We start from the raw sequence: 12,055 nt of genomic DNA, 5'->3' as shown, positions 1-12,055 counted from the left end.
TTGGCAGGTGAAGATAGCGCTACCAGGTTATGAGCGCCCCCTCCCGGTCGTTGTGGAACCGGCAAGCGACAACTGATCCCCGGGAGAACAAAGCAAAGCGAGTAGACATCTGCGTCTGGGCCTGCTTAGTCTTTGCCATATTTTGGGGGATTACGTTTTTGAAAAAATCTATTGTCGCCGCGACGGTCGTCGCGGTCTTGCTTGCTGGCTGCGCCACACCACCAAAGGATATCGCGCCGACCTATGTGTCGACCGGCCTCTACGAAAACCTCAGTTGCAAGCAACTCCGTGCCGAAGCCGAAGCCGTTTCGGCCCGCGCAGCAGCAGCAAATGGGCTGCAGGAGAAGAACCGCGGCAGTGACGTAGCCATGACCACGGTGTCGCTGGTGCTGTTCTGGCCAGCCGCCTTTTTCATGAAGGGCGACGGCGCGGCCGCCGCCGAAGTTGGCCGCCTCAAGGGTGAAATGGTGGCGATCGAACAGGTCAACCGCATCAAGAATTGTGGCATCACCTTCGCCCCCAGCTAAGGCCGGAGACGGCCCTGATCCAGGGCGCCGGGGTGTCGCGCAAATCCAGCGCACCCGCTCGCGGTTTGGGGTGTGACGGCACAATGCCGCCCACGCCGCCTAGCTGCGCCGCCAGACGGTCGACCGGCCACCGCTTGTCTCACTGGTAGTGAAGGCGTCGATCTCGGGATCGGCAATTGGACGACGACGCGCTAGCGCGGCTGGCCGCCAATGGTCTGCACCGCCCTTGCCCCGGCGGCAATGCCCGCGGCCATGGCGGCGGCCTCGTCCTGGCCATCGAGCAGGGCCGCGAGGAATCCGGCGGCGAAAGCATCGCCTGCGCCGGTGGAATCGACCACCGTGACGGCGGGTGCCGGCAATTGATGTCGCACGCCAGCCTGCCCGCCCAGCGCCGCGCCAAGCCCGCCGCGCTTGACCACGACATTGCGGTAGTGGGCGCCCAGCGCCACGATCTGCTGGCGATAATCGGTCAGCCCGGTCAGCAGTTCCGCCTCGTCGGCATTGGCAAACAGCCAGTCGGCACCCCCTGTCCAGGCGAGAAATTCGGCGGCGCCGGTTTCGGCCAGAAGGCCCACCGAGGCGGGATCGACGGCAAGGGCAATGCCGCGCGCCTGGGCCTGGGCAAGCAGCGCCCGCACCGCCGCCCGCGGGCCCGGCGCGAAAAAGCTGTAGCCCGAGACCATCACCATGCTGACATCGTCGAGCAGGCTGGCCGGCAGATCAGCGACGCCGAGATTGAGATTGGCCCCGCGATCGGTGAGGAAACTGCGCTCGCCATCGCCATCGACAATCGTCACCAGCACGCCCGAGGGCAGTTCGGCGTCGCCAGCCAGCACCGGCACCACGTTCAGACCGCGAAAATAGCCGGCATACATTGCCAGGTCCGCCTGCCCGACCCGCGCGGCAAACACCACATCGGCCGCCATGGCGCCCAGCCACACCGCCTGATTGGCGCCCGAACCGCCGGGATGGCTGCGCACGGTGGCACGGCGGTCACTGCCTTTGACGATGGGCCCTTCGGGCACCACGATGACATCGGTCATCACGTCGCCCACCACCAGAATGCGGCCGCTCATGCCCCATGGGCCGCCAGCGCCACGGCGATCCGCGCGGCGACTTTGGCATTGTTTTCCACCAGCGCGATATTGGCGACCAGCGACTTGCCATCGGTCAGCTCGAAGATCCGCTTGAGCAGAAACGGCGTCAGTGCCTTGCGCGACACGCCTTCGGCCTCGGCCCCGGCAATCGCTTCGGCAATCCGCGCCTCGATGGCGGCCGGCTCCAGCGCATCGGCGGCCGGGATCGGATTGGCGATCAGCACGCCGCCCATGCCCAGGGCCGTCTGGTGGGCGATGACCCTGGCGATATCGGCGACATCGTCAAAGCGGTGATCGACCGAGTAGCCGCTCTGGCGCGCCCAGAAGGCGGGGAAGTCATCGGTGCCATAGCCCAGCACCGGCACGCCATTGCTCTCGAGCACCTCGAGTGTCTTGGCGATGTCGAGGATCGATTTGGCCCCGGCGCAGACCACCGCCACCGGGGTACGGCTGAGCTCCTGCAGGTCAGCAGAAATATCAAAGGTCTCCTCGGCCCCCCGATGCACCCCGCCAATGCCGCCCGTGGCGAACACGGCAATGCCGGCCAGCGCCGCGATCTGCATGGTGGTGGCCACGGTGGTGCCGGCAATCTCGCCCTTGACCAGCAGCGCGCTCACATCGCGCCGGCTGGCCTTGGCGGCACGGCCACCGGCCAGCGCCAGCCGTTCGAGATCGGCGCCCGAGACGCCGACGCAGAATCTGGAGTCCATGATGGCAATGGTGGCCGGCACCGCGCCATGCTGGCGGATCACCGCCTCGACATTCTGCGCCATTTCCAGGTTCTGCGGATAGGGCATGCCATGGGTGATGATGGTGGATTCCAGCGCCACCACCGGCTTGCCGGCATCGAGCGCCTGCTGCACTTCGGCACTGATGAGGAGATAGGAGCTGGCGGTCATGTCTGGTCCTCTGGGGCAAAGCGCGGGCGTGGGCGGACGGCCCGGCCGGCGGGGCTCTTGCGCCCGGTTGTCGTCACCCGTCAACCCCTACCACAGCACGCCTCCAAATACCTTGTCCACCGCCCGGTTTCGCTCTACCTTTGCCCTTCCACCCAGCCAGAAAGGGCAGTGCACTGAACCAGACCAGCATTGATCGCGCCGCCGATCGATACGCGCCGCCTGGCGCGCCCCGTTCAGTCATCTTGTCCGGCGCTTTTGCGCGCCCAGTGGCCACGCCGCGCCAGGGGCCGGCCCTGCATCAACCGGACGTGGAAAGATAACCGCCGGCCCTGCCCGATCCGGCAGCTGCGGCCGGATCTTTCAAGCGCGCTGCGGCGCCCATATGCCCAAAGAGACATACCAACGATGCCAACAGGAGCTTCCGTCCCGATGAACAAACCGCTTGCACTCGCCCTCGGCGCCCTGCTGATCGCCAGCCCCGCGCTGGCCCAGGAAGAAGCCGTGCTCAACGTCTATAACTGGTCCGACTATATTGCCGAGGACACCATTGCCAATTTCGAGGCAGAGACCGGCATCAAGGTCAATTACGACGTCTATGACAGCAATGAGATTGTCGACGCCAAGCTGCTGGCCGGCAATTCGGGCTATGACATAGTCGTGCCGTCGGGCAATTTCGTCGAACGCCAGATCAAGTTCGGCCTGATCGCCCCGCTCGACAAATCCAAGCTGACCAATCTGGGCAATCTCGACCCCGCCGTGATGGCGACTGCCACCGGTCAGGACCCCGACAACGCCCATGCCGTGCCCTATATGATCAACACCATCGGCTATGGCTACAATGTCGCCAAGGTTGCCGAAATCCTCGGCGACAGCGCCCCCACCGACAGCTGGGACCTGATCTTCAAGCCCGAATTTGCCGAGAAGCTGTCCGCCTGCGGCATCAGCCTGCTCGACAGTCCCTCCGAAGTCACCGGCATTGCGCTGCACTATCTGGGGCTCGACCCCAATTCGGAAAACGCCGACGACCTGGCCAAGGCCGAGGAACTGCTGACCGCGATCAAGCCGCATATCCGCTACTTCAACTCCAGCCAGTACATTGATGATCTGGGCAATGGCGAGATCTGCGTGGCGCTCGGCTATTCGGGCGACATCTTCATCGCTGCTGACGCTGCTGCCGCCGCCAATGCCGGCGTCGAGGTGCAGTATGTGATCCCCAAGGAAGGCGCCGCGACGCTGTTCGACTTCCTGGCCATTCCCGCCGATGCGCCCCATCCGGACAACGCCCACAAGTTCATCAACTACATCCTTGAGCCCGAGGTCGTGGCCGACATCACCAATTACGTGTTCTACGCCAACCCCAATCTGGCAGCGACCGAGTTTGTGGCCGATGAGGTCAAGAACAATCCGGGCATCTACCCGCCGGCCGAAACCATCGCCAAGGCCTTCGTCATGGGCGCCCACAACCCGGACTTTGAAGAGACGCTGACCCGCACCTGGACCCGGATCAAGACCGGCTACTAGGTTTATCCGGGGGCGGCCCAGGCCGCCCCCTCCGCCTCACTCAGGGTTCGACATGGTCAAAAATCCGCAGCTCGCCATCGACACGCGCCCCTGGCGCGACCCGACCGCAACCCCGTTTGTGCGCCTCCGGAACGTCACCAAGAAATTCGGCGATATCTTCGCCGTCTCCGATGTGTCGCTCGACATCTACAAGTCCGAGCTGTTCTGCCTGCTGGGCGGCTCGGGCTCGGGCAAGTCGACGCTGTTGCGCATGCTGGCCGGCTTTGAACAGCCCACGGCCGGCACCATCGAGATCGATGGCCAGGACATGACCCATGTCCCGCCCTATAACCGGCCGGTCAACATGATGTTCCAGTCCTATGCGCTGTTCCCGCATATGAATGTCGAGCAGAACATTGCCTATGGCCTCAAGCGTGACGGCCTGCCGCGCGCCGAGATTGCCGAGCGCGTTGCCGAATTGCTGACCCTGGTCAAGCTGCAGGGCTATGGCGCGCGCACGCCGCATCAGCTCTCGGGCGGGCAGCGCCAGCGCGTCGCCCTGGCGCGGGCGCTGGCCAAGCGACCCAAGCTGCTGCTGCTCGACGAGCCGCTGGGCGCGCTCGACAAGAAGCTGCGCGAGGAAACCCAGTTCGAACTGGTCAAGATCCAGGAGACGCTGGGCGTCACCTTCATCGTGGTCACCCATGACCAGGAAGAGGCCATGAGTCTGGCCACCAGGATCGGGGTGATGGATCAGGGCGAAATCGCCATGATCGGCGAGCCCACCGACATCTATGAATTCCCCAATTCCAAATTCGTCGCCGGCTTCATCGGCTCGGTCAATATGGTCGAGGGCGTGGTCACCGAGGATGAGCCGGGCCATGTCCGCATCCGCTCCGAGGAGCTCGGCTGCGATATCTATGTCGGTCATGGCGTCGACTGCGCCCCCGATCAGCGCCTGAGCTGGGCAATCCGCCCGGAAAAGCTGGCGCTCAGCCGCGAGCGCCCAGCCGGCCGGTTCGACGCCAATGTGACCCAGGGCACTGTCGAGGAGATCAGCTATCTGGGCGATGTCAGCGTCTATCAGGTGCTGCTGGCCAGCGGCAAACGCCTGCGCGTGACCCAGACCAACACCATGCGCGGCAATCCCGATGCCATCACCTGGGATGAAGCGGTCTATCTGACCTGGGGCGACAGCGCCGGCTCGGTGCTGACCGTATGAGCAGCCACGACACCCATCATGCCCCGCCGCCGCGTCCCCGGGTCTGGTCCGGCGTCGAGCGCGCGCTGGCCGCGGTCGGCATTTCCGGCAAGGCTTTGGTGATTGCCGCCCCGGCCATCTGGCTGACGGTGTTTTTCCTCGTGCCGCTGGCCGTGGTGTTCGGGATTTCGCTGACCATCAAGCAGTTCGGCCGCCCGCCCTATACGCCGCTGCTGACCAATGAAGAGGGCACGGTGCAACTCACCCTGCACCTCAACAATTATCTGCGCCTGTTCACCGACCAGCTCTATGTCGCGGCCTATCTGAACTCGGCCAAGATTGCCTTTATCTCAACTGTCATCACCCTGCTCATCGGCTACCCCATGGCCTATGTGATCGGCCGGGCGCCCGACCAGTGGCGCAATATCCTGCTGATGCTGGTCATCCTGCCGTTCTGGACCTCGTTCCTGCTGCGCGTCTATGCGCTGAGCGGCTTCATGCGCGGCAATGGCGTCATCAACCAGTTCCTTGCCCTGTTCGGCATCGAGCCGCTGGTGATGATGCAAACCGATTTCGCCGTCTATGTCGGCATTGTCTATACCTATCTGCCCTTCATGATCCTGCCGCTCTACACCAATCTGGTGAAGCTCGACGGCACCCTGCTGGAGGCCTCGGCCGATCTGGGCGCCCGCCCGGTCCGCACTTTCCTGTCCATCACCCTGCCCCTGTCCATGCCCGGCATTCTGGCCGGCTCCATGCTGGTGTTCATCCCGGCGATCGGCGAATTCGTCATTCCCGCCCTGCTCGGCGGCCCGGGCACGCTGATGATCGGCCGCGTGCTCTGGGACGAGTTCTTTGCCAATACCAACTGGCCGCGCGCCGCCGCCGTCGCCATCGCCATGCTGGTGGTGGTCGTCATACCCGTCATGTTGCTGCAACGCGCCCAGGATGCGATGCGCGATAAAGAGCAGGCCAGTTAGATGCGGCGCAGCTGGTTCCTCACCATCGCGGCGACGCTGGGCTTCGCCTTTCTGTACGCCCCCATCATTTCGCTGGTGGTGTTCTCGTTCAATGAAAGCAGCCTGGTCACGGTGTGGTCGGGCTTTTCCACCAAATGGTACGGCGCCCTGCTGGCCGATCCGCAGATCCTGGGCGCCGCCTGGCTGAGCCTGCAGGTCGCCTTTGTGGCCGCGACCATCGCCGTGGTGCTGGGCACGCTGTGCGCGGTGGCGCTGGTGCGGTTTCGCCGCTTCCGCGGCCGCACCATGCTGGCGGCCACCGTTGCTGCGCCGCTGGTCATGCCCGATGTGATTACCGGCCTGTCGCTGCTGCTGCTGTTTGTCGCCATGGAAGGCATTTTTGGCTGGCCGGCAGGGCGTGGCCTGATGACCATCATCATTGCCCACGCCACCTTCTGCATGGCCTATGTGGTGGTGGTGGTGCAGTCGCGCCTGACCGATCTTGATCTCAGCCTCGAAGAAGCGGCGATGGATCTGGGCGCCACCCCGGTACGGGTGTTCTTCGACATCACCCTGCCCATCATCGCCCCGGCGCTGATTTCGGGCTGGCTGCTGGCCTTTACCCTCTCGCTCGACGATCTGGTGATCGCCAGCTTCGTCTCGGGTCCTGGCTCCTCCACCCTGCCCATGGTGATCTTCTCCAAAGTCCGGCTCGGCGTTTCCCCTGACGTCAATGCGCTGGCCACCATCATCATCGGCTTCGTTACCCTCGGGGTGGTCGCCGCCACGCTGCTGCAACGGCGCTCCCGTCCGAAACATCCGTTGCCCTAGACAGACGTGCCAAATCAGCGCAGGCTCCCCTTATGTTCAACCAACGTAAAGGAGGTGATCCAGTGGTTTATGAGGTTTTGGTTCTCGAAGCAGGTCTTGGATTTACGGTGATGACTGGGAGTGATCCCGCATAAGCACCCACCTCCACGGCACTCGAGGCCGATAGACTCGGAAAGGGCCGTCCGTCAGGGCGGCCCTTTTTCACGCGCCCTGACGATCTGCTGGCCAGCGCCGCCCCACCCTTGACGCGCGCGCCCAAGCCATTGATACCGCTGCCAAGATCACTGGAGACCCTGCCATGTCCGCTGCCAATTTCGTGCTGACCCTGTCCTGCGCCGATCGCCCCGGCATCGTCGCCGCCGTCACCACCGAACTGGCCGCCCTGGGCGCCAATATTGCCGAATCCAACCAGTTCTGGGACCGCGAAACCGGTCGCTTCTTCATGCGCCTGGCCTTCGCCGCGCCCGCCACGGTGGGCCGCGAGGCGCTGGATCGGGCGCTGAAGTCACCCATCGAACGCTTCTCGATGCAGACCAGCCTGACGGAGCTCAGCCAGCGCAAGCGCATGGTCATCCTGGTCTCCAAATTCGACCATACCCTGCTGCACCTGCTCTACCAGATCCGCGTTGGCTGGCTCGATGCCGATGTCGCCGCCATCATTTCCAACCACCCCGACGTGCGCAAGATTGCCGAAGACGCCGCCATCCCGTTTCATCTGCTGCCGGTGACCAAAGACACCAAGCCCGCGCAGGAAGCCAGAATCCTGGAAATAGTGCACCAGAGCGGCGCCGATCTGGTGGTGCTGGCGCGCTATATGCAGGTGCTCTCGGACACGCTGTCGACCCGCCTGTTCGGTCAGGTGATCAATATCCACCACTCCTTCCTGCCCAGCTTCAAGGGTGCCAAGCCCTATCACCAGGCCCATGAGCGCGGCGTCAAGCTCATCGGCGCCACCGCCCATTACGTGACGCCCGACCTTGATGAAGGCCCGATCATCGAGCAGGAAACCGCCCGCGTCACCCACGCCATGAGCGCTGAGGACCTGGTGGCCGCCGGCCGCGACATCGAAAGCCGCGTCCTGGCCCGCGCCGTCAAGCTGCACCTGGAAAACCGGGTCATGCTGAATGGCAAGAAGACCGTGGTGTTCGGCTAGACCGGCAGATCCTGCAGCCGCAGTGAATCGGCCAGCGTGGTGCTGTCGAGCACGGCGCGGGTCGCCAGCGTGACCCGTTCGAACACGTGGCGGATTTCGCAGGACGCCTCGTCCTGGCAGTCGGCGCATTTCCTGTAGGCGATCTTGGACAGGCAGGGCAGCGGCGCGATCGGCCCGTCGATCAACCGCAGCACCTCGCCGAACATGATGTCTTCAGGCGCCTTGAGCAGCACATAACCGCCCGAGCGACCGCGCCGGCTGGCCACAAAACCGGCCCGCTTGAGTTCAAGCAGGATCTGTTCGAGGAATTTCTTGGGGATCGACTGCGCCCGGGAAATCTCGCCGATCATCACGCTGGTGCCGGGCTCGACCCGGGCCAGCGACACCAGCGCGCGCAACGCATACTTGGCCTTTTGCGAAATCATCGAACCGCTAACCCTTAGGCTCGGGGAGCACTTCGGGCGCCACGCTTTCAGCCGGCCTGTCCTCGTCAGTCGGCGCCGGCGCCGGTCCGCCTTCACTGACTTCATCGGCCTTTTGTTGCGCCAGTTCCGCGTCGGCCACAGCCGCTACGGGTTCGGCCGGCGCGGCGTCAGCAGTGGTCGCCGGGGCGGGCTCAGCCTCGGCTGCAACGTCAATCTCCGCCGCCGCAGCAGCGTCGGTCGCACCATCGTCGGCTAGAACAGCCTCGGCTGCCGGTTCATCTGCAGCACTGTCCTCGCCCGGACTGTCATCCCCGCTCGGCGCCGGCAAGATCGGCTGCAGCGTGGCGGGCGGCACCTCAATCGCAGTGGTCGGCGGTGGCAAGATGATGACGTCAGCCACCGGTTTGGCCTCGACCACCGCAATCTCTGCCGGCTCAGGGCTGTCGTCTTCTGCAGCTGGCGCCACGGGCTCAACCGGGCTGTCCGGCCTTTCCGTGCTGGCCGCTGCTGTTGCTGCCGCTGCGGCCATGGCCGAGCGCGCGGCCACCTGTTCGAGCAGATTGTCGACCGGCGGGAGTTTGGGCCCGACGGCGACGGCGTCACCGCCTGGTTCGGCCTGACGCTCGCCGCGCAGCCAGGCCAGCATGCCCAGGCCGATTTCATGCTCGCCGCTGATCACCACATCGGCGCCAAGTCCGCGCAGATGCTCTTCTTCGGCTTCGGAATGCGCCCGCGCAATGATGCGGATGGCGGGATTGGACCGTCGCCCCTCTTCACACACGCTGCCCGCCTCAAAGCCATCGGGAATGGCGATCAGCAGGCAGTCCGCCGCCGCCAGATTGGCCAGGGCCAGCACCTCCGACCGGGCCGCATGGCCCAGCACGGTCTCGATGCCCAGCGCTCGCGCCAGGGCAACATGGTGTTCATTGTCCTCGATCAGCACCAGTGGCACGCCGGCAGCGTGCAGGCTTTCACCCACCACCCTGCCGACCCGGCCAAAGCCCACCAGCACGGTGTGGCCGGTCTGCTGGCTCGGCGCGACCCCGTCCGCTTCGAGCGCGTCGCCAGTGGCCTGGTCCGTGGCCTGCACACCGGCCGCTCCGGAAGCGGGCTCGATCCGCTCGCCATCGCCGGCGCCCCGGTCTGCCTTGCGCGCCGCCGATCTGGCTTCCAGCCGCGGCCTGATCCGATCCACCACCCAGAACGCCAGCGGGTTGAGCATGATGGAAATCAGCGCGCCCGCCAGGATCAGGTCCTGGCCTTCCCGCGGCAGAATCGCCAGCGCCACGCCCATGCTGGCGACGATGAACGAGAATTCCCCGATCTGCGCCAGTGACGCCGAAATTGTCAGCGCCGTGGCCAGCGGCCGCCGGAACAGCAGGATGATCAAGAACGAGGCCGCCGACTTGCCCAACACGATGATCGCCACCGTCGCCAGCACGGGCAGCGGACTGGTGACGATGATCATCGGGTCAAACAGCATGCCGATCGAGACAAAGAACAGCACCGCAAAGGCGTCGCGCAGTGGCAGGGTTTCCTGTGCCGCGCGCTGCGACAGCTCGCTTTCCGACAGGATCATGCCAGCAAAGAACGCCCCCAGCGCCAGCGACACGCCAAACAGCATGGCCGAGCCCAGCGCCACGCCCAGCGCTATGGCCAGCACCGCCAGCCGGAACAGTTCGCGGCTGCCGGTATGGGCGGTGCCATGCAGCATCCAGGGGATGATCCGCCGGCCGACCACCAGCATGAAGCCGATAAAGGCGGCAATCTTGATCAGGGTCAGGCCCAGCACGCCCCAGATCCCGACCTCATTGCCGATCAGCCGCTCGACAAACGAGCGGAACGGATCATGCACCCCGGTGTCGCCAGTGCCCAGACCGGCAATGACCGGCACCAGCACCAGCGCCAGCACCATGGCCAGATCTTCCACGATCAACCAGCCCACCGCGATCCGGCCACGCTCGGTGTCGACCAGCCGCCGCTCTTCCAGCGCCTTGAGCAGCACCACGGTGGAGGCCACCGACAGCGCCAGACCAAACAGCAGGCCGGCGCCCAGCCCCCAGCCCAGCAGGCTCGCCAGCCCCAGGCCCAGCAGCGTGGCAAAGCCGATCTGCACCAGCGCCCCCGGGATCGCCAGGGCGCGCACGCTCATCAGATCCTTGAGCGAGAAATGCAGCCCCACCCCGAACATCAGCAGGATGACGCCCAGCTCGGCCAGTTCGGCCCCCAGCGCCTGGTCGGCGACAAAGCCCGGCGTATAGGGACCGACCGCAATGCCGGCGAACAGATAGCCCACCAGCGGCGGCAGTCTCAGCCGCTGCGCGATCATGCCGAAGATATAGGCCAGCACCAGACCCGCAACGATCATCGTGATCAGGGGGGTGTCGTGCGGCATGCTGGCTCCGGGCTGGGTAGGGGACGACCAATTCTCTAGTGCCAAAATGGAGTATCCGCCCCCCCGGCGCAAGCGTTACCGCCGGGCCGGGGCGCCGCTCACGACACCACGGTGATCTTCTCAGCGGCGCGGGTAATCCCGGTATAGAGCCAGCGCGCCCGCTCCTCGCGGAACACAAAGCTTTCATCGAACAGATAGACATTGTCCCACTGGCTGCCCTGCGCCTTGTGCACGGTCAGGCAATAGCCAAAGGTGAACTCGTCAAACTGCCGCCGCTCGGGCCAGCTCATGGCATCCTCTTCGCCCGCAAAGAACGCCTTGTGCGTCAGCACCTTGGCTTCGCCCCTGCCTTCATCGGCGCCCAGCAGCAGGCTCCATTTGCCATTGGTCCGCCGCGTCGCCTCGGTGACGATCCAGATCTGCCCGTTGAGCAGTTTCTTGCGCGGATTGTTGCGCAGGCAGACCATGCGATCGCCCAGCACCGGCTCATGGAAGGGCAGGCCCTTCAGCTCGCGCAGCCGGTCATTATATTGCAGCCGCGTCTTGTTGCGGCCCACCAGCACCTGATCGGCCTCCATGACGGCATTGCGATCGACATTTTCGCGACCCACCACAATGGACTCGCCATAGCTGCCGCGCTCGAGAAAGCCGCCCTCGCGCACCTGCATCGACAGGTGAATGATCGGGTTGTCCGCCGCCTGCCGATGGATTTCGGTCAGCATGATGTCGGGCTCGTCAGCGATGAAAAAGCCCGCCCCCTGCACCGGTGGCAGCTGGAACGGATCGCCCAGCACCAGCACCTTGACTCCGAAGCTGAGCAGATCGCGGCCCAGTTGCTCATCGACCATCGAGACTTCATCGATGACGATCAGATCGGCATCGGCCGCCGGGCTTTCGCTATCGAGCACGAAGCGCGGCTCGCCCTCTTTTTCGCTGACCAGGGTATAGATCAGGCTGTGAATGGTCTGGGCGCCCTTGCATCCCCGCTTGCGCATCACCAGCGCCGCCTTGCCGGTAAAGGCGGCAAAGCGGACCTTGCGCACATCCTGGGCCAGATGCACCGCCAGC

Annotated in this window: 10 protein-coding genes and 1 pseudogene; 6 read left to right on the top strand and 5 right to left on the bottom strand. The window is 64.9% G+C overall.

The genetic code is table 11. The features are described from left to right. The first annotated feature begins 158 nt into the window (after positions 1-158). The gene (locus Q8O80_RS09045; protein WP_305579136.1) at positions 159-527 is read left to right on the top strand and encodes a hypothetical protein; all 369 of its coding nucleotides are present in this window, start codon (positions 159-161) and stop codon (positions 525-527) included. 191 nt (positions 528-718) lie between these two features. Here Q8O80_RS09045 and Q8O80_RS09040 read toward each other — a convergent pair whose 3' ends face one another. Together Q8O80_RS09040 and Q8O80_RS09035 are read right to left on the bottom strand one after the other, a co-directional pair. Then, positions 719-1,603, bottom strand: a complete 885-nt coding sequence (locus Q8O80_RS09040; RefSeq protein ID WP_305579135.1) for a carbohydrate kinase family protein — start codon at positions 1,601-1,603, stop codon at positions 719-721. Further along, positions 1,600-2,523, bottom strand: coding sequence for a pseudouridine-5'-phosphate glycosidase (locus tag Q8O80_RS09035; protein WP_305579134.1), 924 nt, complete (start codon positions 2,521-2,523; stop codon positions 1,600-1,602). Before Q8O80_RS09035 ends, Q8O80_RS09040 begins: the two co-directional genes overlap by 4 nt. A 429-nt stretch (positions 2,524-2,952) precedes the next feature. On the opposite strand from Q8O80_RS09035, the gene Q8O80_RS09030 reads away from it, so the two are divergent. The 5 genes from Q8O80_RS09030 to purU all read left to right on the top strand — a co-directional run bounded on the left by Q8O80_RS09030 (position 2,953) and on the right by purU (position 8,167). After that, entirely contained in the window at positions 2,953-4,044 is a 1,092-nt protein-coding gene (locus tag Q8O80_RS09030) for a polyamine ABC transporter substrate-binding protein (protein WP_305579132.1), read from the top strand. A gap of 52 nt (positions 4,045-4,096) precedes the next feature. Further along, complete coding sequence (locus Q8O80_RS09025) at positions 4,097-5,245, top strand: ABC transporter ATP-binding protein (RefSeq protein WP_305579130.1); 1,149 nt, start codon at positions 4,097-4,099, stop codon at positions 5,243-5,245. After that, positions 5,242-6,204: an ABC transporter permease subunit gene (locus tag Q8O80_RS09020; RefSeq protein ID WP_305579128.1), complete on the top strand. Its 963-nt coding sequence runs from the start codon at positions 5,242-5,244 to the stop codon at positions 6,202-6,204. The genes Q8O80_RS09025 and Q8O80_RS09020 overlap by 4 nt, the downstream gene beginning before the upstream one ends. Next, positions 6,205-7,014, top strand: coding sequence for an ABC transporter permease subunit (locus Q8O80_RS09015; protein ID WP_305579126.1), 810 nt, complete (start codon positions 6,205-6,207; stop codon positions 7,012-7,014). A 298-nt stretch (positions 7,015-7,312) separates the two neighbouring features. Then, positions 7,313-8,167 carry a formyltetrahydrofolate deformylase gene (purU, locus tag Q8O80_RS09010; RefSeq protein WP_305579124.1) on the top strand — a complete coding sequence of 285 codons (855 nt, stop codon included), beginning with the start codon at positions 7,313-7,315 and terminating at the stop codon, positions 8,165-8,167. Here the strand turns inward: purU and Q8O80_RS09005 are convergent. The 3 genes and pseudogenes from Q8O80_RS09005 to Q8O80_RS08995 all read right to left on the bottom strand — a co-directional run. Then, positions 8,164-8,592, bottom strand: a complete 429-nt coding sequence (locus Q8O80_RS09005) for an Rrf2 family transcriptional regulator (protein WP_305579122.1) — start codon at positions 8,590-8,592, stop codon at positions 8,164-8,166. The two genes, purU and Q8O80_RS09005, sit on opposite strands and share 4 nt — an antisense overlap. A 562-nt stretch (positions 8,593-9,154) precedes the next feature. Beyond that, positions 9,155-10,987: pseudogene (locus Q8O80_RS09000) on the bottom strand (cation:proton antiporter); the annotation flags it as partial. A gap of 98 nt (positions 10,988-11,085) precedes the next feature. Next, a partial coding sequence (locus Q8O80_RS08995) for an ATP-dependent RecD-like DNA helicase (protein WP_305579120.1) occupies positions 11,086-12,055 on the bottom strand: 970 nt, incomplete at its 5' end.

The sequence above is a fragment of the Devosia sp. genome, assembly GCF_030689745.1.
Classification (GTDB): domain Bacteria; phylum Pseudomonadota; class Alphaproteobacteria; order Rhizobiales; family Devosiaceae; genus Devosia; species Devosia alba.
Note: the sequence above shows the minus strand (reverse complement) of the source record. Positions and strands in the feature narration are given on the sequence as shown.

Excerpts from the sequence above, each read along its gene's own strand:
- Q8O80_RS09035 (WP_305579134.1), bottom strand. The coding sequence starts at position 2,523 with ATGACCGCCAGCTCCTATCTCCTCATCAGTGCCGAAGTGCAGCAGGCG.
- purU (WP_305579124.1), top strand. The coding sequence starts at position 7,313 with ATGTCCGCTGCCAATTTCGTGCTGACCCTGTCCTGCGCCGATCGCCCC.
- Q8O80_RS09015 (WP_305579126.1), top strand. The coding sequence starts at position 6,205 with ATGCGGCGCAGCTGGTTCCTCACCATCGCGGCGACGCTGGGCTTCGCC.
- Q8O80_RS09020 (WP_305579128.1), top strand. The coding sequence starts at position 5,242 with ATGAGCAGCCACGACACCCATCATGCCCCGCCGCCGCGTCCCCGGGTC.
- Q8O80_RS09040 (WP_305579135.1), bottom strand. The coding sequence starts at position 1,603 with ATGAGCGGCCGCATTCTGGTGGTGGGCGACGTGATGACCGATGTCATC.
- Q8O80_RS09005 (WP_305579122.1), bottom strand. The coding sequence starts at position 8,592 with ATGATTTCGCAAAAGGCCAAGTATGCGTTGCGCGCGCTGGTGTCGCTG.
- Q8O80_RS09025 (WP_305579130.1), top strand. The coding sequence starts at position 4,097 with ATGGTCAAAAATCCGCAGCTCGCCATCGACACGCGCCCCTGGCGCGAC.
- Q8O80_RS09030 (WP_305579132.1), top strand. The coding sequence starts at position 2,953 with ATGAACAAACCGCTTGCACTCGCCCTCGGCGCCCTGCTGATCGCCAGC.